The organism is Acidovorax sp. M2(2025) (genome assembly GCF_049330835.1).
In the GTDB taxonomy this organism is placed as follows: Bacteria; Pseudomonadota; Gammaproteobacteria; order Burkholderiales; family Burkholderiaceae_C; genus Acidovorax.
On the sequence record NZ_CP186262.1, the window covers coordinates 1,997,774 to 2,020,892 of the forward strand.

Below are 23,119 nucleotides of genomic sequence, written 5' to 3' on the forward strand. Positions count from 1 at the left end.
CCGGGAGGCGCGGCGATAGTGCTTGGGGTGAGCGAGAAGAAACCGAAGCCCATGCGATAGCAGTGTGGTAGAGGCTCCGCGCTCAGCCCGCCAACCCCTCCGCCAACGCCTCAAACACCACCCGAATCCGCCGTGCCGTGCGCAGTTCGCGGTGCGACACCAGCCAGATGGGAAACTGCAACGGCGGCACATCGTCCAGCACGCGGACCACACCGGGGGTCTGGCGGGCGATCTCGTCCATCGTGGCGCCGATGCCCAGGCCCTGGCGCACCAGCTCCCAGTACAGGGCGGTCTGGTCGGCGTAGCAGCTGAACTGGTGTTCGCCCAGCTGCAGCCCGTGGTGGCGCAGGTAGGCGAGGTACTGGCCGTTGCGGTCGGAGCCGACAAAGACGGCGCGCGTGGCGTCCTCCGCGGTGCGGGGGTGGCCGTGGGCGCGGACCCACGCCTCGGAGGCATAGAAGCTGGCCTGTGCCTGGCGCACCAGGCGGGCGATCAGGTCGGGTTGCTCGGGCTGCACATGGCGGATGGCGATGTCGGCTTCGCGGCGCAGCAGGTCGCTCAGCGCATTGGACGCGATCACCTCCACCGCGATGCTGGGCTCCTGGGCGCGCAGCCGTTGCAGGATGGGCGGCAGCAGGTAGGCGGCGATGGCGTCGGTAGCAGACACCGTCACCACGCCGCCCACGGCCTGCGAGCGGCCGCTGGCGGCCAGGCCCAGGGCTTCGGCGGCGGTGCCCATGGCGCGGGCGTGCTCCAGCAGGTCGAGCCCGGTGGGGGTGAGCACCATGGCCTTGCCCACGCGCTCGAACAGGGTCACGCCCATGTCCCGTTCGATGGCGGCCACCTGCCGGCTCAGGGTGGGCTGGGTCAGGCCCAGCTTGCGGGCGGCGGCTGAGAGCGAGCCGGTTTCTGCCGTTTGCAGAAAGGCTTTTAGCTGGTTCCAGTCGAGTTGATCCATGCGTAAACGTATATGTTCACTGCAATTTACCGCAGTTTCCTGCGCCGCAATGCATGGATAGCATCCGGGTGTTGCCTATCGCTGCTGCGCGTTGACTGCCTTTGTACCGCCCGGTCCCTGCCCCATGACCTCTTCTGCCACCGTTCCTGTTGCTGACGCATTGCCTTCTGCTGCCGCCCCTTCGGCTACGGCGTCCAAGGCACGGTTCTGGGACCGCATTGCGCCCAAGTACGCCGCCGACTCGATTGCCGACCTGGCAGGGTACGAGGCCACGCTGTGGCGCGTGCAGGGCCTGCTTTTGCCGCAGCACGATGTGCTGGAGATTGGCTGTGGCACCGGCAGCACGGCGTTGCGCCTGGCGCCCTTTGCCCGGAGCCTGCTGGCCACCGATGTGTCGCCTAAGATGATCGCCATTGCCCACCAGCGGCTGGCCGCACAGCCCACCCCGCAGTTGCGTTTTGCCGTGGCGGATGCAGAGGCGGCGGCCTTCGGTGCCGAGGCGTTCGATGCGGTGCTGGCCTTCAACGTGTTGCACCTGACAAGTGCCCTGGACGACACGCTCAAGCGGGTGGTGCAGGCGTTGCGCCCGGGCGGGCGGCTGATCTCCAAGACCGTCTGTATTGCCGAGATGAACCCGCTGATTCCTTACCTGGCCGTGCCGTTGATGCGTGCGCTGGGCAGGGTTCCGCCCGTGTTGTGTTTTGACGAGCACCAGCTGCGCTCGGCCATGGTGCGGCAAGGCCTGCAGATCGTTTGCGTCGAACGGCATGGCACGCGGGGCAAGGACCCCCGCGCCTTCGTCATCGCCCGCAAACCGGGCTGATTCTCTCCATCCCCCCTCCGCAGGCGGCGGCCCTTGGCAGGGCCGCGGGGATTCGTTTTGCCTGCTGTTTTCTCAGCACCGTTGCGTACCTCTCTTTTTGCAAGCTCGTTTGATCTTTTTGTTTGTTCTTTTCCGTTGAGCCCAAGGAGCCTCTTATGCACGATTTTTCCCTCTCATCGCAGCGCCCACGTTGTACTCGCGGGGCTGTTGCGGCGCTGGCCGTCTTGGCCGCACTGGCCCTGGGTGCCTGCGGTGGCGGGGGCGACGATAGCGAGCCACCCAACGGGGGATCGGGTGGATCGGGGGGCTCCGGTGGTACGGGCCCGTCGGTGTCCATCAGCGCGCTGGAAGGCGACTGGGTGCAAAAAGGGTGCGCCAAGGCGGGTGCGCAGTCGTTCAAGCGGACCGTGCGCGCACGCATCACGGGGCAGACCACCATCGACTACTTTGAAGGCGTGCTGACCTTCCAGGGCAACGACTGCGCTGGCGCCTACCAAGCGGTTGGGCCCACCAAAACGGGCACGGTGACCTTTGCCCGATCCGAAGCCAACCCGGCGCTGGCGGCCCATTGGGGTGAGCTGCGCACCGTCATCGGCACGCGCGCGGGCGCCATCTGGACGCTGCAGCCCAACCACCTGCTGTGCCTGCTGGGCGACGAGATTCCCTCCATTCAACCCACGCTGGGGGCCGTGGCCTCCAGCGTGGCAACCATTCCCGCAGACAACTGCTTTACCCGCTGATTCCCATGCGCACCATGACATCCCTTTCTTCCATGAAACGACCCGTCCCTCTTCTGGCCTTCGCCCCCAGGGCGTGCCTTGCCGCTGCGCTGGCGCTGCTCGCCGGCTGTGCCTCCACCCTCGACGATTCGGGCCTGGAGCAACGCACGGCCCAGGCGATCGGGCGGATTGCGGGCCAGTTCACCATCACCGACCGGCAGGAGGAAACCGGTGGCCGCGTGAACTACACCGTCAACACGCTCGATGGTGTGACCTACCGTTGCTACGTGTACGGCGTCACCGGCTTTCAGAAAGCCATGACGTTTGGGCAGACGCCCCATTCCGATGCGATCTGCACCGCCATGGCGGGTGGCCAGCGCCAGCGCAGTGGTGCAGCGCCGGCAGCGGCCTCCAGCCCCCAGCCGCCGGGCCGCGCCCCCGCCAAGGAATGCAATGCGTTGCTGCGCGCGGCAGGGCGTTGCTGAAACGCGGAACTTTGCGGACACCTAGCATGATGAAACGATGGCACTGGGCCGGCCTGCTGCTGGCGTGGGTACTGAGCGGCTGCGCTACGGTGCCCGGCGCAACCACCGCCACGGTGGACGGACGCCAGGTCGAATACGTGCAGGCGGGGCAGGGCGGCCCGGTGGTGGTGTTCGAGAACGGACTGGGCGCCACGCTGGACTGGTGGGCCAAGGTCTGGCCCGATGCCGTGGCGCAAACCCGTGCAGTGGCGTACCACCGCGCGGGCTACGGCCGCAGCGATGCGGCCTCGCAGCCGCGCGACGGTGCGCGCGTGGTGGAAGAGCTCAGAGCCCTGCTGCGGGCCCGCCACCTGCCGCCGCCCTATGTGCTGGTGGGGCATTCCCTGGGCGGGCTCTACATGCAGCTGTTCGCGCGCCAGTACCCTGGCGAGGTGGCGGCGCTGGTGCTGGTCGATTCCACCCACCCCGACCAGGTCAAGGGGGCAGGCGACCCCGCGCAGTGGCCGGTGTGGCTGAAGGTGGTCTTCAATGCCACGACTTCCGGAACGGCCAAGCAGGAACTGGCCGCCCTGGATGCCACGGGCGACGAGGTGTCCCGGCTGCCGGTGAACCCCGCGGTGCCCGTGTGGGTGCTGAGTGCGCAGCGCGCCGCAGGGGCTCCGTCGGCATTGGCCGACGATGCCCAGCGCAAGCGGGCCGACCTGGCGCACCTCTACCCAGGCTCCGCCCAGGTGTGGGTGGACAGCGGGCACGGCATTCCGCTGGAAAAGCCGGAGGCGGTGGTCCTTGCCATCCGGGAGGCGGTGCAGGCTGCGCGCACTGCCCGCAATCATCTGCCAAAGCCGCACTAACTGAGTACCCGATCGGGCGGCTCGCGATGCGCGACTCACCCGCCCGTCAGGAAGGCACGCTTCGGTAGTTGCCAGGCGTCATGGCGTGGTGGGCCTTGAACGCGCGCTGCAGGTGTGCCTGGTCGGCAAAGCCCATGGCGTGGGCCGCGTCGGCCAGGGGGATGCCTTGGGACAGCAGCCGGCGTGCCCCGTTGACGCGCAGGTTTTGCAGGTAGCTGCCGGGCGTCATGCCGCACGCGGCCTGGAAGCGCCGGATGAACCGGGAGCTGCTCATGCCGCAGGCTTCGGCGAGTGTCTGCACGGTAAGGCGCATTTCATGGCCCGATTGCATCGCGGTCAGGGCGGGGATCAGTTCGGCGGGCACATGGGCCCAGTCCCAGGGCTGGCCGGCGCGGGTTTGGCCGGCAACCCAGCGGGGCAGGTCCGTGGCGAGCGCCTGGGCGGCGGCTTGCGAGGTCACGGGGCGGCACCACAGGTCCACCCAGTGCGCGATGGCGGAGTCCTCGATGCTGCGAGAGATCCATTCCAGCCCGTCCGGCGGCGCCGCCAGCCCCCAGGCCCGTGCAACCGCATTGCGCAGCCATTCGGATTCGATGAACAGCATCCGGTAGGACCAGATGTTTCCGGGCAGGGGGTTGCAGGAGTGGACCACGCCGGGCTCGATGAGGACCACCGAGCCTGCCCTGACCTGCTGAGGTCCGCCGGGATGGTGGAAGGTGGCGCAGCCGGCGTCGACGATGCCCACGGAAAATTCCGCGTGCGCGTGGGCGCGGTAGCAGTCCCGGGTGTTGACGCTGACGCGCAGCTCTGCCCAGGGTGCTGCCGGGTGGCGGTGGATGCGGTGCTGGCGGTCGGATGGCATGGTGGCAGATCATTGCACCATATGGACGACGCTGTACGCGAGGAGCAGGCCCATGGCCTGGTTAAAGCGCTTCTGCCGTGCCGGCACCGCCAGCCAGCGCGTCAGGATCCGGCCGGCGACCGCCCAGCAGCCCACGCCGAAGCTGCAGGCCAGCAGCGACACACCGCAAAACAGCGCCAGCGCAGCTGGCACATCGGTCTGGGGCAGGACGAACAGCCCCACGCCGGACAAGGCGACCATCCAGGCTTTCGGGTTGAGCGACTGCGTCATGCCGCCGTCGACAAAGGCCCTGGCGGCGGTGTCCCCCGCCGGCGCAGCTGCCGCCTTCAGTGGGGCCGGGGGCGCGGTGGCGATGCGCCAGGCCAGGTACATCAGGTAGCCGGCGCCGGCCCATTTCATCGCCAGCATGAGCGGCTGGCTGCCCAGCAACTGTTCGCCCCCCTTGCCCATGAGCCACACGACCAGGGCATAGCTCAGGCTGGCGCCCAGCACGTAGGCCATGGCCACGCCGGGCCGGCCCTGCGCGCCGTGGCGGACGGCGAGGATGTTGACGGGCCCCGGCGTGATGGAGCCGACCAAGGCGAAAACGCCCATTCCAAAAACAAGAGCCGTCACGGACATACCTTCCTGAAACACCGTTGCGAAACGGGTTCAGTATGGGCAGCCGGCCGGCGGATGTATTGAACAGAATTGCGCGGCGGGGCTAGCGCCCGCGGAGGCCCCGGCTCCTGCGCGTGTGCCCCGCGCTCTGGCAGGCCCGGCGGTAGGCACGCAGGGTTTGCTCGGCGCGCTGCAACACGGTGTCTTCCGCCACGGCCGCCCGGTGGGCCAGCTCGTCGGCCTGCGCCTGCTGCAGCTCCGCGGGGCTCATGCCCGAGGCTTCGCCCGTCAGCAGCGCAATCCCCTCGCTCACGTGCCCCATGGTGTAGACATGGAACAGGCCGCGCGCCACCGCGTCCTGCACGCTCGGGTCCAGCATCAGGTGGCGCTGGTTGCGCGCAGGGATCAGCACGCCCTGGGTGCCGTCCAGCCCGGCGGTCTGGCAGGCCTGGAACCAGCCTTCGATCTTTTCGTTGATGCCGCCCACGGGCAGCACCTCGCCGTGCTGGTTGAGCGCGCCGGTCACGGCAATGCCCTGGCGCAGGGGCAGGCCCGACAGGCTGGACAGCAGCGCGTACAGCTCGGCGCACGAGGCCGAGTCGCCTTCCACCCCGCTGTATTCCTGCTCGAACACGATGGAGGCATTCAGCGCCAGCGGCGCCACATGGCTGAACAGGGCCGTGAGGTAGCTGTGCAGGATGAGCACGCCCTTGTCGTGGATGGGGCCGGACATGTCCACCTCGCGCTCGATGTTGAGCAGCCCCTCCTGCCCGGCAAAGGTGCGCGCGGTGATGCGCACGGGGAAGCCGAAGCGGTAGTCGCCCAGGTCGATCTGCGTCATGGCGTTGATCTGGCCGGCCACGCTGCCGCTCAGGGTGATCAGGCGCTCGCCTTCGGTGATGGATTCGTGCAGCTGCTCTTCGGGGTAGTTGTGGCGCAGGCGGCGCGCGTGCAGGGCGGCGTGCACGTCGCTGGCCTCCACCAGCGTGCCCGCGCGCTGCTGGCACAGCGCGGCGCTTTCGATGACCAGCGCCTCGGTGTGGGCGAAGAGGGCGCTTTGGCGGCCCTGGTCGTCGGCCTCGCGGTGGGATTGCTCCAGCAGCAGCGCCACGGCGGCGGGGCTGAAGTGGGGCAGGCCGCGCTTGTGGCTGGTCTGGGCCACAAAGATGGCCGTGGCCTGGCGGGTGCCGGGGGTGGCGGCAAAGCGCTCCACGAAATCCACCTTGGCGCGAAAGCGCCGGGCGGCGTCGGGGTCGGCCTCTTGCAGGGCGTAGTACTCCTCGACCGATCCGATCAGCACGATCTTCACATCCACGTCCACCGGCTCGGGCAGCAGCGCGGCCGGTGCGCCGGGGGCGTGCCCTGCGGAGGGCCCACCGCCGCCTTCCTCGATCTGCAGGCGGCCGCAGCGCAGGAAGCGGCGCAGGCGCGGCCACAGGCCCTCTTCGGCGGCCAGGTCCTGCAGGTGCAGCAGGATGAAGCCGCCGTGCGCCTTGAGCAGGCTGCCGGCCAGGATGCTGGTGTGGTCGGCCTGCACGGTGTCGGCGTCCAGGCCGTGTTCGATGCTGCCGAACAGGGTGCGCACGGTGGGGTGGTCTTCCACCACCACGGGGGCGGCGGTGCGGCCGTCGTTGTCCACCACCAGGTTCACCTGGCAGCGGGCGATCAGGTCGTCCAGCGCGTCCTTGCGGTCGGCCTCGGCGTCGCTGTCGGGCTCGTCGTGCAGGGGTTCGAACAGGTCGATGTGCTCCAGCAGCGCGCGCTCTACGCGGTCCAGCCATTGCGAGAGCTTGGCGCCGTCCTTGATCTGCTTGCGCAGGTCTTGGCGAATGTCCTGCAGGCCTTGTTCCACCAGGGGCTTGACGGTGCGTCGGCGCAGCGCGGCCAGGGCCTCGTCCCGGGCGCGTTCCAGCGGGCGCATGGTGTCCAGGAAGCGGCCGATCTCGTCACGCAGGGCCTGCTCGGCCAGGTCGATCTCGGCGCGGCGCTCGGGCGGCAGGGCCCGGGCCTCGGCTTCGGTCAGCGGCTGGCCGCGCGGGCCGTTGAGGGTGAAGACCATCTGCCCGCCCTCGCGCGAGAGGCGGAACTGCCGCGCCTGCGCGAACTGGTCGAGCTGCGCAAAGCCGGCCGACTCCTGCGTCTGCCACTGCTGCTGGATGCGCCCGGCCTCGGCCTTGAAGTCGGGGCTGGCCAGGCGCTTGGGGATGTCGGCCTGCAGGGTGCGCGCCACGTCGGCCATGCCCTGGCGCAGCAGGCGGCCCTGGCCTGCCGGCAGGCGCAGGGCGCGCGGGCGCTCGGGGTGGTCAAAGTTGTGCAGGTAGCACAGGTCGGGCGGCACGGGGCGGCGGGCCGCGGCTTCGTGCATGGCCTGGCGCATCAGCGACGCGCGGCCGCTGCCCACCTCGCCCAGCACGAAGAGGTGGTAGTCGGGCTGCGGCAGGCTGAGCCCAAACTGTGCGGCGGCCTGGGCGCGTTCCTGGCCGATCCAGGGCAGGGGTTCGCCCGCCAGCTCGGCGGTGGTGGCAAAGCCCAGGGTGGCGGGGTCGATGGTCAGGCGCAGCTGGTGGGGGGCAAGGGCGTGGGCAGGCATGGGTGGGTGGGCTGTGGAGAGGAGCAGGTCTTCAGCTTGCTGCTGCCAGCTCAAAACAAAACATGAATGAATAACGCCAGGCTGGGCCGCTGTCGCTGCGGGCTTTCACTCCCTCTCCCCTTGTGGGAGAGGGCCGGGGAGAGGGGGCGGCACGGGATGGCAGGGGCGCGGTGCGGGTGCAGCCCCCTCTCCCCAACCCTCTCCCGCGAGGGGAGAGGGGGCAAGCCCGGAAGGCCGCTGTGGGTGGGCGGATTGGTTCCTGGTTTGAGAGGGACAATTTTTAGATAGAAATGGCCGCTAGCGCTTATGGATAAAGCGCGAGAAGCTATCAAAAGTATAGTATTCAACCCATTGTCAATGGGCCACGGGGCAGGCGCCTTGTGGAGCGCCGCCCGCTAGGGCATGGCTGCGCGCATCGGCCAGCGCGGCGGCGGTGGGCGCCTCGGTGGGCCAGCCTGCCAGGTGCTGCTGCGCAATGCGGCTGAGCGCGGTGATCCAGTGGGCGTTGTCGTTCAGGCACGGAATGTAGTGAAACTCCTGCCCGCCCGCGTGCAGGAAGGCCTCGCGCACTTCCATGTTGATTTCCTCCAGGGTCTCCAGGCAGTCGCTGGTGAAGCCGGGGCACACCACATCCACGCGCCGCGTGCCGGCCTGGCCCAGCGCCTCGATGGTGGGCTGGGTGTAGGGCTCCAGCCACTTGGCCTTGCCAAAGCGCGACTGGAAGGTGATGCGAAAGCGCTCCTCGCGCAGGCCCAGGCGCTCGGCCAGCAGGCGGCCGGTCTTGCGGGCCTCGCAGTGGTAGGGGTCACCCAGGTGCAGGGTGCGCTCGGGGACGCCATGAAAGCTCATCACCAGCTGGTCGGGCTGGCCGTGGGTTTTCCAGTGGGCTTCGATGGTGCGGGCCAGGGCGTCGATGTAGCCGGGCGCGTCGTGGTAGCGGTTGACGAAGCGCAGCTCGGGCACGTGGCGTGTGCGCGCAGCCCAGGCGTACACCGCGTCGAACACGCTGGCGGTGGTGGTGCCGGAATACTGCGGATACAGCGGCAGGATCAGGATGCGCGTGGCGCCCTCGGCCTTCAGCGCATCGAGCTGGCTGGCGATGGACGGGTTGCCATAGCGCATGGCGTGCCGCACCAGCACGTTGTGGCCGGCCTCGCCCAGCCAGCCGCGCAGCAGCGTGGCCTGCCGGGCCGACCAGTGGGCCAGCGGCGAGCCCTCGGGGGTCCAGATGCTGGCGTACTTGGCGGCCGACTTGGCCGGGCGCGTGCGCAGGATGATGCCGTGCAGGATGGGCCACCACAGCAGCTTGGGGATCTCGACCACGCGCGGGTCGCCCAGAAACTGCGCCAGGTAGCGGCGCACGGCGGGGGCCGTGGGCTCGTCGGGCGTGCCCAGGTTGCACAGCAGCACGGCGGTGCGGTCGGCCTGTCCGTGGGTATAGGGCGGTTCGGTTTGAAACGGCATACCGCATTCTCACGCAAGGCAAGGCCCGTGCGCACGCGCGGGGCTGCAAGGCCTGGGGACGTGGGGGCAGGCGGCAGGGCAAAAAAAGAGCCTCCGGCACCCTTTGCGGAGTGCTGGAGGCTGTAAACGATGGAATCACGCGGCGGTAGATCACGGGCACCGCCGCCCAGCCCGGGAAAGGATCAGAACTTCACGGTCAGCCCCGCGCTGAGCGAGCGGCCCATGCCCGGCACGCCCACGCCCCAGGGCACGGCGGTGCCCGCCATCGTGCGCCCCTGGCCTACGTAGGCGCCGCCCAGCGGGTGGCGGTAGAAGCGGTCGAACAGGTTGTCCAACCCCACGTCCAGCCGCACCTGCTTCCATTCATAGCTGGCGCGCAGGTTCATGAGGCCGTAGCCGGTGGTGGGCAGTTCGTTGCGCACGGCCGAAACGCGGGTCTTGGCGCTCACCATCAGCAGCTCGGCGGTGCCCGTCCAGCCGCCCAGGCGCTGCGTGAGGGCCAGGCGCGCATGCAGCGGCATGGTGTTGTACAGGGGCTCGCCCGTGGTGCGGTTGGTGCCCTGCACGGAACTCAGCATGCCGCTGAGGGTGAACTGCCCCCAGTTCGCGGTAGTGCCCAGGTCGGCAAACCCCGAAAGGTCGAAGCCGTGCAGGCGCGCGTCCTGGTTGGCAAACTGCAGGTACACGAAGCCCTGCGTGGCGGTGAGGTTGGCAGCGTTGCAGGCGGACATGGCACCGCTGCCGCCGCTGCAGCGCTTGGCGTCGATGTAGTCGTTCACGTAGCTCAAGTAGGGGGTGAACTTGACGCCCCAGCGCTCGCCGGTGGCGTCGTGCCAGTCGGCGGTGGCGCTCAGGGTGTTGGCCACTTCGGGCTTCAGGTCGGGGTTGCCCACATAGCCATTGCCGTCGCCCGCCAGGTTGATCATGCGCATGGCCATGCCGCCCGTGGACCAGGTGTAGCGCTCGTACAGGTTGGGCGAACGGGTCTTGTGCGCAAAGCCGAACTCGTAGCTGGCGTTGGCGCCCGGGGTGTAGCGCGCCAGTGCGGTGAAGTCGATGTTGTGGTCGTTGCGCTCGCGGTCGCGCTGGTTGAAGGCGTTGGCCTCGGCCGCGTAGCTGCTGTTGTAGCCCTGCACGGCGCCGCTGTTGCTGTGCACCCGGCTGCTGCGCAGGCCGACCTGCGAGAGCCACTGCGGGTTCCAGCGCGCTTCCCACTCGCCCCAGGCGTCCAGGCGGTTGCGCTGGCCGTCGCGGATGTTCCAGAACGTGTCGGGCCCCATGCCGCCGCCCGACGGCGCCCACCAGTCATCCAGGCCGTAGCGCTGCGCCTCGGCGCCCACGCGCAGGGTGTCGCGCGCGCTCAGGGCGATGTCGCCCTTGACCTGCGCGCCGGTGGTCTTGCCCTCGGTGTCCATGGGCATGCCGGGCACGTTGCTGGCAGCGCCATACCAGTACTGCTTGTCCTGGCCGAAATTCATGCTGTGCCGGGTTTTCTCGTGGTAGGCGCGCGCGTGCAGCTGGCCCCAGCCGTACCGGCCCTGGTAGCGCAGGTTGAACTGGTGGCTGCCGTTGCGCGTCATGTCCATGCGCTGGTTCGGGTAGTTCTGGTAGGGAATGTCCTGCAGGCCGAGCTTCAGTTCCACCAGATGGGCGTCGCCGCGCAGGGCCAGCCCGAGCGCATGGTTGCGGGTCTGGTAGCTGGACGAGCCCACCTCGTCGCCGCCCAGCCACTGGTCGGGCTTGTCGCTGGCCGCGCTGCCGGCGGGCTTGAAGGCGCGCGCCGCGTGGTAGTTGTCCGACTGGGCCGTGGAGCCGTCGTAGCGCAGGTTCATCTGCTCGGTGGCATACGAGGCAGAGAGGTTCGCCCCGGTGCCGTGGCCGTTGCTCCGGTAGAAGGTGCCCGCCTGGCCCTGGAGGAGCCGGCCCTGGCCGGGGGCAGCGAACTCGGGCGCGGGCGAGTCGACCTGGATGGTGGCGCCAATGCTGTCGCCGCCCACGCTGACGGGGGTGATGCCGGCGAACACGCGCACGCTGCCCACGCGCGTGGGGTCGATGTACGACAGCGGCGGGTTCATGTGGTTGCCGCAGGCGGAGATGAGGTCCATGCCGTCCACCTGGATGCGCAGCCGGTCGTCGGCCAGGCCGTGCACGCTGGGCAGGCTGGAGACGCCGCCCGCGCCCATGAGGCTGACGCCCGGCACGGCGCGCAGCAGCGCGGCGGTGTCGCTGCTGGCCGTGCGGCCGGACTCGATGGCGCTGCCGTCGACCTGGCTGGAGCCCGTGGGTTCCACGGCGGCTTTCGAGCCCGTGACGGTGATGGCCTGGAGGGAGGATTCCTGTTGGGCAAAGCCCGCAAGGGGCAGGGCGGCGAGCAGTGCGCACAGGGGGCGCAGGGTCGCAGGAAAGGCGCGGCCGTGTCCGGCGCGCAAACGGGGATGCGTGATCATGGCGGTCCACAAAGAATGGATGGGCGCAGGCCCATCCGGCAGGCGCGGCCGAAGGCGGCGGTGGCTGCCGGAAAAAAAAGGGGGGGAACGGAGAGGTGCGGCTCAGGCCGTGGCCGGAGGCGCCTGCGGCGGTGGGCGCAGGTTGGTGTGCCGCGGCTCCGGCAGATCTGCCGAAGCGACCCGCACGCGGTAGAACGCGTCCGCGGCCGGCGGCGCCACGGCCGCTGGCATGCGGGTGGGCGTAAAGCTGACCGCCACCGCACTGCAAACGGGGCAGTGCATGCCGCCCATCGCATGGGCTGGCGGGGCATCGGGCTGTTCTTGGGATGCCGGCGTGGCCTGCGTGGTGCAGACGTCACGCCACAGGGCCTGCTGCTGCAGCATCTGCCCCAGATGCGCCGTGCTCACCTGCGCCAGCCAGAGCTGGGCAAACAGCGCCAGCAGCACCAACGCCACGGCGGGCAGGCGCTTGCCGGTGCGGGAGCGAAGGGGGCAGGAGGTCACGTTGCACATTGTCAATACAACGGCGACCGTGGTCCTTGAGCTGCATCAAGAGTGCCGGCGGTCAGGCGCGCCTCCGGGACCGCGGGAACCCGAAGCCCCCACAAGAGCCTGCGCCGGGAGCGTGGGGTATTCTCATCCACCATGTCCCTCCCCCGCACCGACTTGCCGCCCTCTGCCACGTCCACGCCGCCTGCCGCGCTACCCGTCCCGCAACTGGACGTCTCCCGCATCCGCGCCATCACCCTGGACCTGGACGACACGCTGTGGCCCATCTGGCCGACCATTGCGCGGGCCGAGAAGGTGCTGCTGCAGTGGCTGCAGCAGCATGCACCGGCCACCGCAGCGCTGTTTGGCGATACGGCGGCGCTGCGCGCCATCCGGGACCAGATGGTCGGCCTGCGGCCCGACCTGCAGCACGATCTGAGCGCGCTGCGGCGCGAGTCCATCCGCACGGCGCTGACCCAGGCCGGCGACGACCCGGCGCTGGCGGAACCGGCGTTCGACCGGTTCTTTGCCGAGCGCCAGCGGGTGCAGCTGTTCGATGACGCGCATGACACGCTGGCCTTCCTGGCGTCGCGCTACCCCGTGGCCGCGGTGTCCAACGGCAATGCGGACGTCCACGTGGTGGGCATTGGCCACTATTTCCGGCACAGCCTCAGCGCCGCCGTGCTGGGCGTGGCCAAGCCGGATGCGCGCATCTTCCACGCAGCCGCCCAGGCGCTGCAGGTGCAGCCGCACGAAATACTGCACGTGGGCGACGACGCCACGCTGGACGCGCGCGGTGCCATGGAGGCCGGGCTGCAGGCCGTGTGGATCAACCCCGCAGAGCACGCCTGGCCCTACGAGGCGCCACCGCATGCCACGGTGGGCAGCCTCACGGCGCTGCGCCAGTTGTTGTCTTAGAACCTGTTCAAGATCTTTTCGGGATCGCATTGGAGTGCAATCGGGATGGGTGGATGCTCCGGATGCGCCGCATGGGCTCATGCCCATGCAAGCAGCCGGGGCGTCCAGGCGCCCGATTTCACTCCAACCCTTCGGGCAAGCGCCTTGCCGGGCGGTCTGCTGCATTGCGGCGCTTGTGCAAGCCCAAGCTATCCACGGCGCACCGCGCCTTGCATCCCATCCCGGCAAGGTGCTTGTGCGACCCCGAAAAGATCTTGAAGAGGTTCTTAGGCGCCTGCCACCGGTGCATTGCGGCATTGCTTGTTCCAGGTCAAGATTTGGTTTCGTGCAGGCGCCTTGGCGCTTGATCCCGTCAATTGTTGACGCCACACTCCCCCGTCGCTCGCGCGGCCCCCGCCATGCCACGTAAACCGCCCCCACCCCTGCCCACCGTCCGCACCATCCGCATGGTGCAGCCCATGATCTGGCTGATCCTGGCGTGGCGCGACATGGCCCGCGCGGGCTGGATCAGTTTTGCCCATGGGCTGGCGGTCACTCTGGCGGGCGGCGCCATGCTGAGCGTGGCGCACCACCGCTTCTGGCTACTCGCTGGGGCGCTGTCAGGCTTTCTGGTGGTGGCGCCGGTGCTGGCCACGGGGCTGTATGCGCTCAGCCGCGCCCTGGAGCGCGGCGAGCCGGCCAACTTGGGCGTGGTGCTCAGGACCTGGTCCCAGTGGCAGACCAGCCGCGGCAACAACGGGGGCGGCGACGCCTGGTGCATGGTGCGGTTCGGGCTCTTGCTCGCCCTGGCCGGCACGGGCTGGGTCTTGACGTCGGCGGCGCTCATCACGCTGCTGGCGCCGGTGCCGATCGAAACACCGGTCGACTTCCTGCGCCATGTGGTCATGGCCCGCGAAGGCTGGCTGTTTGAACTCTGGCTGGGCCTGGGCAGCCTCATGGCTGCGCCGATCTTTGCGTCCAGCGTGGTGGCCATGCCGCTGCTGCTGGACCGGCGCGCCACGCTGCTGCAGGCGGTGCTCACCAGCTGGCAGGCCGTGGTGGCGAACCCGCTGCCCATGGCTTTCTGGGCAGCGCTGATCCTGGGCTTCACGCTGCTGGGGCTGGGTTCGCTGCTGCTGGGCCTGGTGGCCGTGCTGCCCATGCTGGGCCACGCCAGCTGGCACGCCTACCGCGACCTGGTCGATGCCTCCAGCCTGCCCGAGCGCGAAATACCGAACGGGGCCGCCACGGCCTTGCAGAACAACGGGGTAGCACGGTGATCTTTGGTTTCAGCGAGTCCGAGATCGCGGGCTTCTTTCTCACCTACGGCGTCGGGGCCTTCATCCTGTACATGCTGTTCATCATCGGACAGCTGGCCTGGGAGTCCAAGGCCGGGAGGTTCGGTACCTTTGTGCTCTTCCTGGGGCTGGGCGTGGGCTTCCTCGGCTTTCTGGCCAAGGTGGTCATCCAGTGGTGGCTGGAGCGCTAAGAAGCTGTTGACGATCTCGCGGGGCTACCGCGCCCAGGTGCGCAAGCCCAGCTCCTGGGCAAGCTGGCGGTAGCCGGCCAGGCTGTGCTGCACAAACGCTTCCAGCGCGGCGCCCGTGCGGGCAAAGGGGTAGAGGCCGTACTGGCTGCACAGCGCGGCATAGCCGGGCGCCGCCAGCGCTTCGCTGAAGGCGGCCACCCAGGCGCGGGCCGCTGACTCGGGGGCCGTGGCCGCCATGTAGAGCCCGCGCACCGTGGGCCACTCCAGCGCAACGCCTTGCTCCCGGGCCGTCGGCAGGCCGGCGCGCGCGCCGGGCAGGCGGGCGGGGGCCAGCACGGCGAGGATGCGCAGCGGCACGCCGCGCTCCTGGGCTTGGAGGGCCTCGGCTGCGTCGCCGGTGAAGACACCGATGTGCCCCCCCGCCAGCGCCTTCAGCGCCTCGCCGCCGCCCTCGAAGGCCACGAACCGCATGCGCTTGGGGTCCTGCCCCGCGGCGCGCGTGAGCAGCGCTGCCTTCATCCAGTCCTGGCTGCCCAAGGTGCCGCCGGCACCGAACACCACGCGGGCCGGGTCGGTGCGCAGGGCGGCCACCACGTCGGCCAGGCGCTGGTGGGGCGCGCTGCGGGGCACGGCCACCACGCCGTAGTCGGTTCCCAAGGTGGCGATCCAGCGCACGGCGCTGACGGGGTGCGGGCCGAACCGGCCCTGGGCGATGTTGAGCAGGGAGCCGCTGGAGAACGCGACCAGCGTGCCGGGCCCGCCCAGCCGCCCGGTGGCCACCTGGTCGAATGCCACGGCCCCGATGCCGCCCGGCAGGTAGCGCGTGCGCAGCGCGGCGCGGCCCGGGCGCACCGCCTGCAGGGCCTGCGCCGCCAGCCCGCAGGTCAGGTCGAACCCGCCGCCGGGCCGCGAGGGCGCCACGCACTCCGCCGGTGCTGACGACGCGTCCGCGGCTTCGGCCCCGGCCGTCTGCCAGGGCGCGGCGGCGCAGAACGCCGCCAGAGCGGTCAGCGCCTGGCGGCGGTGGAGCGGTGGAACGTCTGGCAGCGTGGACATCGTGCACTTCAGGTGGGGGACAACGGCGTTCTGCGGCGCCTTCAAGGCCGGGGCCACCACAGGATGGCCTGCAGGCCCGGCCCTTCGGCCCGGGCCTGCAGCCGCAAGCTGCCCCGGTGGCGCTCGGCGATGGACCGGGCAATCGCCAGGCCCAGCCCCGACCCGCCGGTGGCGGCCTGCGAGCCGCGCCGGTAGCGCTGCCCCAGGGCGTCGCGTTCGCTGGCGGGCAGGCCGGGGCCATTGTCCTCCACGGCAAGGTTCCAGCCCAGGCTGTCGCCGGCGGCCGACACGGTGACGGTGCCCTGGGGCGGCGTGTAGGCAATCGCGTTGGCGGCCAGGTTCGTCAGCGCCTCGCGCAGCAGGCCGCTGTCGCCCACGGCTTGCAGCGCTGCCTCGGGCACCTGGATGCCAAAGTCGATCTGCCGCGCGCGGGCGCGGGGCAGCAGTTCCAGCGCCACGCTGCGCAGCAGTTCGGCCAGGTCGAAAGGGGCGCAATCCACGGCCGCCGTGTCGCTGCGGCCCAATGCCAGCAGCTGCTGGGTGCTGCGCGTGGCGCGTGCGATCTCGCCGCCGAGGGCGGCGAGCGTGGCCTGGACCTGCGCGGCATCGGGTTCGCGGCGGGCGTAGTCGATCTGCATCTGCAGCGTGGTGAGGTGGGTGCGCAGCTGGTGCGACGCGTCATCCAGAAACTGCCGCTGCTGGGCCACCAGGTCCTGGGTGCGCGCCATCTGCTGGTTCACCGCCCCCACCAGGGCGCGGATGTCGGCGGGCAGCTCGCTGTCGGCCAGCGGGGTCATGTCCTCGGGGCGGCGGGCCTGCACCTCCTGGGCCAGGCGCGCCAGCGGGCGGAGCGCCACGGCCAGCACGGCGGCCGCGCCCAGCACCATCAGGGCCAGGACCAGCCCGTCGCGCTGTGCGGCCCGGCGCACGAAACGGTGGATGAACTCCTGCCGCGAACGGGTGCTTTCGGCCACTTGCACGCGCACGGCCGGGGCGGGAGTGTCGGCACTGGCGGCGCGCTGGTAGGCTGCCAGCCGCACCGATTCGCCAAAGTAGACCGCGTCATAGAACTGCGGCACGCCCGGCACCAGCGGCGCCGGCGGTGCGGGCAGGTCGGCATTGCCCAGCTCCACCAGGCCATCGGACGACGCCACCCGGAAGTACACATTGCCGCTGGCCGTCAGCTCAAAGAACTCGAGCATGGTGTAGGGCAGCTCCACCGACAGTCCGCCGGACGCGTGGGAAACATTGGCGTCGATGGCCTTGAGGGCCCCCAGCAGCGAGCGGTCGTAGGCGGTGTTGGCGGCCTCCAGCGCGTCGTGCCGCGTCATCCACAGCTCCACGCCCGTCACCACGGCCAGCAGCGGCAGCAGCAACAGGGCCAGCAGCCGCCACAGGCTGGCGCGGCGCAGGCGCTGCATCAAACGCATGGGCGTGGACTCCGCTGCAAGGGACCGGGGCGCTGCGTCTCGTGGAGGATCCCCATCACTCGGCCTCCAGGGCATAGCCCAGCCCGCGCAGCGTGACGATGCGCACGCCGCTGCCCTCCAGCCGTTTGCGCAGCCGGTGCACGAACACCTCCACGGCTTCGGGGTGCACGTCCTCGTCGCCGACGAACACCCGGTCCAGGATCTGCTGCTTGGAAAACGGCTCCCCGCTGCGCTGCACCAGCACGCGCAGCACGGCCTGCTCGCGCGGGGACAGCGCCAGGGCGTCGCCGTGCAGAAAGAACTGCTTGCGGGCGCTGTCGTACACCAGCGGTCCGCATGCTTGCCGCGCATGTTCCGTGCCGCGGGCGCGGCGCACCAGTGCGTGGAGGCGGGCCTCCAGTTCGGCCAGCTCAAACGGCTTGGCAAGAAAGTCGTCCGCTCCGGCGCGCAGCAGGCGCACCCGCTCGTCGAGCGAGTCACGGGCGGTGAGGATCAGCGCGGGCAGCCGCTGGTCGCGGTCCCGCAGGCGCTGGAGCACCGTGAGACCGTCCAGGCCGGGCAGCCCGAGGTCCAGCACCAATGCGTCGTGGTCGCCGTGTTCCTGCAGGGCCCGGTCGGCCAGCCGGCCGTCGCTGACCCATTCCACCTGGATGCCCGCATGCTCCAGCGCCCGGCTGAGCCAGGTGCCCAGGCTGTGGTCGTCTTCGGCCAGAAGGATGCGCATGGAAGGATGCTACTGCCGTTGGGCGGCTGAAACTGGCGCGGCCCGGCCCGGGGGCCACCGCATAACGGACTCCGCCGGGCGGCCAGCGAAGTCCCGGAGGGGAAAAGACGCGCGGGTCTGCCGTTGGACGGCGGCCAGTCTGCGCAGCTCCGCGGGCGGCTGAAACTGGCGCGGCCAGAGGCCAGGGCCGCCGTGGAGCGGGCTCCGCCCGGCCACCGGCGGCGTCCCCCTGGGGGGAAGACGCGAGGCGGCTCAGGGGGGCTTTCTAGTCCGGCTTCACCTGCGCCCGCTTGATGACCTTCTGCCACCGCGCCTGCTCGGCCGCGATGAACTGCGCGAACTGCGCCGGCGTGCCGCCGATGGCTTCCGCCGCGTCGCCCTGCAGGCGCTTGAGGGAATCGGGCGCCTTGACCGCCTTGGCGGTTTCCACGGCGAGCTTGTCCAGGTGGTCCTGCGACAGGTTGGCTGGGGCCAGCATGCCGTACCACTGCGTCATTTCGAAGCCGGGGAACCCCTGCTCGGCCACGGTGGGCACGTCGGGCAGCTGCGGCAGGCGCTGGGTGGAGCCGGTGGCGATGCAGCGCACCTTGCCCGCCTTGATGAACGGCAGCAGCGCGGCCGCGCCCACGGCAGCGGCATCGAGCCGGCCCGAGAGCAGGTCGGTCATCATGGGGCCGGTGCCGCGGTAGGGCACGTGCAGCATGAAGATGTCGGCCGTCATCTTGAGGTATTCGAACGCCAGGTGCCCCGCGCTGCCGTTGCCCGCTGAGCCGTAGCTGAGCTTGGCGGGGTTCTTCTTGGCGTAGGCGATGAACTCCTTGAGGTTCTTGGCGGGCACGTTGGGGTGCACCACGTACAGGCTGGGCACCTTGGCCAGCAGGCTCACGGGCTTGAAGTCCTTGTTGGCGTCGTAGGGCAGCTTGTCAAAGATGTAGGGGTTCACGGCCAGCGTGCCGATGTGGCCCAGGATCAGGGTGTGCTGGTCGTCGGCACGGGCCACTTCCTGCATGGCGATGTTGCCGGCCGCGCCGGGCTTGTTGTCCACGTACACGCTCTGGCCCAGGGTCTTGCTCAGCTCCGCCGCTGTGGAGCGGGCCACGATTTCGGAGCTGCCGCCGGGCGCAAAGGGCACCACGAAGCGGACCGACTTGGTGGGCCATGCGCCCTGGGCTGAGGCCGTGGCCGGCAGCAGGCCCGCCAGGGCCAGCGCGCCGCCGGCGCCCAGCAGGTGGCGGCGTGTGGGCGTGGCGGAATGCAAGAGGGAGGTGTAGGGGTCTGAAAGCATGTCGTTGTCTCCGCGAAAGCGATCCATCCAGGAACGGTGGCCGCCATGGTGCGCGTGGCGGGCTTTCGGAATGCTGTCAGTCGGACTGGGGTTTTCCCGAGGGCGGCGGGGCCGTCAGGCCCAGCGGGCCACCGCCGTGCCGCTGAGCACGGCCCCCTCCAGCGTGGCCGGGTAGGGCCCGTCCACGTAGTCGCCGCAGGCCGTCAGGCCGGGCAGCACCTGCGGGGCGGGCCGTTGCAGGCCGGGCGTGCAGGCAAAGGTGGCGCGCTTTTCCACCACGGTCTGCACGGGGCGCAGCGCTGCAATGCCCAGCTGGACCGCCGCTTGCTGCAGCACCTGCTGTTCCAGGGCCGCCCGTTCGCCGGTGCTGGCACTCACCACGAAGGCCAGCAGGCCGTGGTGGCCGCCGAGCTGCCCGCGGTCGAAGACAAACTGCGCCGGGCTTTGCGGCGTGCTGCGCAGCGCCAGCATGGGCTGGGGCAGGCGCGCGCCCTGTGCATGGGCGTAGACGGTGGTGATGGCTTCAAACCGCAGGGCGCTCGCCTGGGCGCTCCAGGGCGCGGCGCCGGCCAGCCCGGCGGTGCGCGAGAGGCCTGCCACGAGCCGGCCCGCCTCCCAGGAAGGGCACGCCAGCGTGACGTGGTCGAAGGCGCGGTCGGCGGCGTCATCGCCCGGGCTGCACACCACCTGCCAGCGCCCGCCGGGCAAGGGCTCCAGGCGCTGGGCGCGCAGCCCCGTCACCACGGCGGCGCCATGGGCCTGCAGCCAGCGGGCGGCCGGCCCGGGGAACAGGGTGCCCAGGTCGGCACGGGGCAACAGCAGGTTGGAACCGCCGCGCCCGCTGAAGAGGCTGTCCTGCAGCACGCGCAGGAAGACCTGGCCGCTGGCCTCGTGCGCCGGCGTGTTCAGGGCCGACACGCACAGCGGGTCGATGAACTCGGCCAGCAGCCGGGGCGTGAGCGATGCGCACAGCGCGGCCACCGACGTGCCGGGCGCGCAGCGAAAACCGCGCACCTGCCAAGCCGTGGCGGTGCGCAGCAGGGCCAGCTTGTCGCGCCAGCTCCAACCGCGGGCCTGGGCGATGCCCAGCAGCGCGTCCAGGGGCGGGGGCAGGTCGGGCAGGCGCAGGCCCTGGCCGTCGGGGAACTGCAGCGTGAGCGGCAGGCGCAGCAGGGCGGCCGCCGGGTCCACGCCCACCAGCCGCATCAGTCGCAGGCTTTCGGCGTAGGCTCCGATGAGGATGTGCTGGCCGTTGTCCAGCGCGGCCACCGTGCCGTCCGGCAGCGCGGCGGGCACGGCGCGCGCGCGGCCGCCCACGGTGCGGGCGGCCTCGAACACCGTCACCTGCCGGCCGGCCTGCAGGTGCTCGATGGCTGCGGCCATGCCGGCCCAGCCGCCGCCGATGACCGCTACGTTCACGGGCACTTTCATATCCAGCTAAGTCTCCCCAAAAGGATCCCGACGCATGCGCCAGGCGCCCCCGGGCCGGAGCCGCCGCGCAGGGAGATGCATTCACATTCTGCCGAGCGCCTGCACCTTCCAGGCCAGCCAGAACTTGCGCAGCGGCGTGAGCTTGATGCGCTGGTGCAGCACCTGGAAGTTGTCGTGCTCGATCTCGCGCAGCAGCGTGCGGTAGATGCTGGCCATCATCAGGCCGGGCTTTTGCGCGCGGCGGTCGGCATCGGGCAGCAGGGCCAGGGCTTCGTCGTACAGGCGGTGTGCGCGCTCGGCCTGAAAGCGCATCAGCGCGGTGAAGCGGTCGGAGTAGGTGCGCTTGAGGATCTCGTGGGCCTTCACGTCGAACTGCTGCAGTTCGCTCACGGGCAGGTAGATGCGGCCCATCATGGCGTCTTCGCCCACGTCGCGGATGATGTTGGTGAGCTGGAAGGCCAGGCCCAGCGTGTGCGCGTACTGCGTGGTGCGCTCGTCGGTCTGGCCAAAGATGCGGGCCGTGACCTCGCCCACGATGCCGGCCACCAGATGGCAGTAGCGCGAGAGGCCGGCAAAGTCGAGGTAGCGGGTCTGCTCCAGGTCCATCTGGCAGCCGTCGATGACGGCCTGCAGGTGGCGCTGCTCGATGCCGTAATCGGCCGTGTGCGGCATCAGTGCCTGCATCACCGGATGGCTGGGCTGGCCGGCGTAGGCCTTGGCCACCTCCTGCTGCCACCACGCCAGCTTGGTGCGGGCCACGCCGGGGTCGCTGACCTCATCCACCACATCGTCCACTTCGCGGCAGAACGCGTAGAACGCCGTGATGGCCGCGCGGCGCGGCGCCGGCAGGAACAGAAAGGCGTAGTAGAAGCTGCTGCCCGAGGCCACGGCCTTTTGCTGTACGTATTGCTGTGGGGTCATGGGGCGGGATTGTCCCATGGCGGCCCGCCCTGGGCAGGCAGGCGGCGTTTGAAGTGTTTTTGGCCTCTGGCGCTTTGTGGGAAAGCGCCGGCAGCTATAAAAATAGTAGCTTTACGGTCAGCATTCCACCACATTCACCGCCAGGCCGCCGCGCGAGGTCTCCTTGTACTTCACCTTCATGTCGGCGCCGGTCTGCACCATGGTCTTGATGACCTTGTCCAGCGAGACCACATGCGTGCCGTCGCCGCGCAGCGCCATGCGGGCGGCGTTGATGGCCTTGATGGCGCCCATGGCGTTGCGCTCGATGCAGGGGATCTGCACCAGGCCGCCCACGGGGTCGCAGGTCATGCCCAGGTTGTGCTCCATGCCGATCTCGGCGGCGTTCTCGATCTGCCCCGGGCTGCCGCCCATGACGGCGGCGAGGGCGCCCGCAGCCATGGAGCAGGCCACGCCCACCTCGCCCTGGCAACCCACCTCGGCCCCCGAAAGCGAGGCGTTTTCCTTGTAGATGAGGCCGATGGCGCCGGCCGAGAGCAGGAAGGTGGCGATGCCGTCGTCATTGGGCGCAATAGGGCCCTGCAGGAAGTTCACGTAGTAGTGCAGCACGGCCGGGATCACGCCCGCCGCGCCGTTGGTGGGCGCGGTCACCACCCGGCCGCCGGCGGCGTTTTCCTCGTTCACGGCCATGGCGTAGAGGTTGACCCAGTCCAGCATGGAGAGCGGGTCGCGCAGCGCGGCCTCGGGCGCGCTGCTGAGCTTGCGGTGCAGTTCGGCCGCGCGGCGGCGCACGTGCAGGGGGCCGGGCAGTTCGCCCGTGCTGGCGCAGCCGCGCTGCACGGCTCCGGCCATGGTGCGCCAGACGGCCAGCAACTGGCGGCGCACCTCGGCCGCGCTGCGCCAGTGCTCCTCGTTGGCCGCCATGAGCTGAGCGGGCGTGAGGCCCGTGGTGCGGCACTGGGCCAGCAGTTCGGCGCCGGTGCGAAACGGGTGGGGCAGGCCCCGGCCGTGGCCCAGGGTGTCCGGCGCGGGGGGCGTGCTGTGGCTGAGCACGCGCTGGCCGTGTTCATCCACCACGAAGCCGCCGCCCACCGAGTAATAGGTGGCGCTTGCCACGGCGTTGCCGTCGGCGTCGTGGGCGTGAAAGCACAGGCCGTTGGGGTGCGCCGGAAGGCTGCGGCGGCGAAACTGCACATGCTCCTTTTCCACGAACGGCACGGCATGCTCGCCCAGCAGGCACAGGCTGCGCTGGGCGCGGACCTGCGCCAGCGTGGGTTCGATGGTGTCGGGGTCGATGCGGTCGGGCTCGTGGCCGGCCAGGCCCAGCAGCACGGCCCGGTCGGTGCCGTGCCCCACGCCGGTGGCCGACAGCGAGCCGAACAGCTCCACACAGACGCCGTGCACCCGGCTCCACCCCGGCTGCTGCTGCAGGCGGCAGGCAAAGTGCCGGGCCGCGATCATGGGGCCGACCGTGTGGGAGCTGGAAGGGCCGATACCGATCTTGAAAAGGTCGAAAACGCTGACGGACATGGCGGGCGGCGCAGGTTGGGGCAGTGCAAAGGAAGACGAGGACGGGGAAGACGAAGACGGGGCAGTGGCTT

At 70.2% G+C, this 23,119-nt stretch carries 21 protein-coding genes; 7 read left to right on the forward strand and 14 right to left on the reverse strand.

Annotation, left to right across the window (positions count from 1 at the left end; genetic code table 11):
• Positions 1–82: 82 nt before the first annotated feature.
• The gene (locus ACOYR3_RS09280; protein ID WP_422846156.1) at positions 83–958 is read right to left on the reverse strand and encodes a LysR family transcriptional regulator; all 876 of its coding nucleotides are present in this window, start codon (positions 956–958) and stop codon (positions 83–85) included.
• A gap of 124 nt (positions 959–1,082) precedes the next feature.
• On the opposite strand from ACOYR3_RS09280, the gene ACOYR3_RS09285 reads away from it, so the two are divergent.
• From ACOYR3_RS09285 to ACOYR3_RS09300, 4 genes are all read left to right on the forward strand, one after another.
• Positions 1,083–1,781, forward strand: a complete 699-nt coding sequence (locus tag ACOYR3_RS09285) for a class I SAM-dependent DNA methyltransferase (RefSeq protein WP_422846157.1) — start codon at positions 1,083–1,085, stop codon at positions 1,779–1,781.
• A gap of 329 nt (positions 1,782–2,110) precedes the next feature.
• On the forward strand, positions 2,111–2,521 hold the full coding sequence (locus ACOYR3_RS09290; protein ID WP_422846158.1) for a hypothetical protein: 411 nt from the start codon (positions 2,111–2,113) through the stop codon (positions 2,519–2,521).
• Between the two features lie 32 nt (positions 2,522–2,553).
• Positions 2,554–2,985, forward strand: coding sequence for a hypothetical protein (locus tag ACOYR3_RS09295; RefSeq protein WP_422846159.1), 432 nt, complete (start codon positions 2,554–2,556; stop codon positions 2,983–2,985).
• A 26-nt stretch (positions 2,986–3,011) separates the two neighbouring features.
• Positions 3,012–3,836, forward strand: a complete 825-nt coding sequence (locus ACOYR3_RS09300; protein ID WP_422846160.1) for an alpha/beta fold hydrolase — start codon at positions 3,012–3,014, stop codon at positions 3,834–3,836.
• 46 nt (positions 3,837–3,882) lie between these two features.
• Here ACOYR3_RS09300 and ACOYR3_RS09305 read toward each other — a convergent pair whose 3' ends face one another.
• The 6 genes from ACOYR3_RS09305 to ACOYR3_RS09330 form a co-directional block, all read right to left on the reverse strand.
• Positions 3,883–4,698 (reverse strand): helix-turn-helix domain-containing protein, encoded by an 816-nt coding sequence (locus ACOYR3_RS09305; RefSeq protein WP_422846161.1) that lies wholly within the window; start codon positions 4,696–4,698, stop codon positions 3,883–3,885.
• Positions 4,699–4,707: 9 nt separating this feature from the next.
• Positions 4,708–5,319, reverse strand: a complete 612-nt coding sequence (locus tag ACOYR3_RS09310; RefSeq protein ID WP_422846162.1) for a LysE family translocator — start codon at positions 5,317–5,319, stop codon at positions 4,708–4,710.
• A gap of 82 nt (positions 5,320–5,401) precedes the next feature.
• Positions 5,402–7,888: a Lon protease family protein gene (locus tag ACOYR3_RS09315; protein ID WP_422846163.1), complete on the reverse strand. Its 2,487-nt coding sequence runs from the start codon at positions 7,886–7,888 to the stop codon at positions 5,402–5,404.
• A gap of 354 nt (positions 7,889–8,242) precedes the next feature.
• Positions 8,243–9,352 (reverse strand): ferrochelatase, encoded by a 1,110-nt coding sequence (gene hemH / locus ACOYR3_RS09320; RefSeq protein WP_422846164.1) that lies wholly within the window; start codon positions 9,350–9,352, stop codon positions 8,243–8,245.
• Between the two features lie 182 nt (positions 9,353–9,534).
• Positions 9,535–11,799, reverse strand: coding sequence for a TonB-dependent receptor (locus ACOYR3_RS09325; protein ID WP_422846165.1), 2,265 nt, complete (start codon positions 11,797–11,799; stop codon positions 9,535–9,537).
• Positions 11,800–11,901: 102 nt separating this feature from the next.
• A complete protein-coding gene (locus tag ACOYR3_RS09330) occupies positions 11,902–12,303 on the reverse strand; it encodes a DUF2946 family protein (protein WP_422846166.1) in 402 nt (133 codons plus the stop codon).
• Positions 12,304–12,444: 141 nt separating this feature from the next.
• Between ACOYR3_RS09330 and ACOYR3_RS09335 the strand changes: the two genes are divergently transcribed.
• From ACOYR3_RS09335 to ACOYR3_RS09345, 3 genes are all read left to right on the forward strand, one after another.
• The gene (locus ACOYR3_RS09335) at positions 12,445–13,206 is read left to right on the forward strand and encodes an HAD-IA family hydrolase (RefSeq protein ID WP_422846167.1); all 762 of its coding nucleotides are present in this window, start codon (positions 12,445–12,447) and stop codon (positions 13,204–13,206) included.
• Positions 13,207–13,604: 398 nt separating this feature from the next.
• Entirely contained in the window at positions 13,605–14,465 is an 861-nt protein-coding gene (locus tag ACOYR3_RS09340; protein WP_422846168.1) for a DUF2189 domain-containing protein, read from the forward strand.
• Entirely contained in the window at positions 14,462–14,674 is a 213-nt protein-coding gene (locus ACOYR3_RS09345) for a DUF2788 domain-containing protein (RefSeq protein ID WP_291484919.1), read from the forward strand. Before ACOYR3_RS09340 ends, ACOYR3_RS09345 begins: the two co-directional genes overlap by 4 nt.
• Before the next feature lie 24 nt (positions 14,675–14,698).
• Here ACOYR3_RS09345 and ACOYR3_RS09350 read toward each other — a convergent pair whose 3' ends face one another.
• From ACOYR3_RS09350 to ACOYR3_RS09380, 7 genes are all read right to left on the reverse strand, one after another.
• Entirely contained in the window at positions 14,699–15,730 is a 1,032-nt protein-coding gene (locus ACOYR3_RS09350; RefSeq protein WP_422846169.1) for a tripartite tricarboxylate transporter substrate-binding protein, read from the reverse strand.
• A gap of 41 nt (positions 15,731–15,771) precedes the next feature.
• Positions 15,772–17,160 carry a sensor histidine kinase gene (locus tag ACOYR3_RS09355; RefSeq protein WP_422846170.1) on the reverse strand — a complete coding sequence of 463 codons (1,389 nt, stop codon included), beginning with the start codon at positions 17,158–17,160 and terminating at the stop codon, positions 15,772–15,774.
• 55 nt (positions 17,161–17,215) lie between these two features.
• Positions 17,216–17,884, reverse strand: coding sequence for a response regulator (locus tag ACOYR3_RS09360; RefSeq protein WP_422846171.1), 669 nt, complete (start codon positions 17,882–17,884; stop codon positions 17,216–17,218).
• A gap of 265 nt (positions 17,885–18,149) precedes the next feature.
• A complete protein-coding gene (locus ACOYR3_RS09365; protein WP_422846172.1) occupies positions 18,150–19,169 on the reverse strand; it encodes a Bug family tripartite tricarboxylate transporter substrate binding protein in 1,020 nt (339 codons plus the stop codon).
• Between the two features lie 114 nt (positions 19,170–19,283).
• Entirely contained in the window at positions 19,284–20,588 is a 1,305-nt protein-coding gene (gene hpnE, locus ACOYR3_RS09370) for a hydroxysqualene dehydroxylase HpnE (RefSeq protein WP_422846173.1), read from the reverse strand.
• A 93-nt stretch (positions 20,589–20,681) separates the two neighbouring features.
• Positions 20,682–21,521 carry a presqualene diphosphate synthase HpnD gene (gene hpnD / locus ACOYR3_RS09375; protein ID WP_422846174.1) on the reverse strand — a complete coding sequence of 280 codons (840 nt, stop codon included), beginning with the start codon at positions 21,519–21,521 and terminating at the stop codon, positions 20,682–20,684.
• 117 nt (positions 21,522–21,638) lie between these two features.
• Positions 21,639–23,048, reverse strand: a complete 1,410-nt coding sequence (locus tag ACOYR3_RS09380) for an L-serine ammonia-lyase (RefSeq protein ID WP_422846175.1) — start codon at positions 23,046–23,048, stop codon at positions 21,639–21,641.
• Between the last annotated feature and the right edge of the window lie 71 nt (positions 23,049–23,119).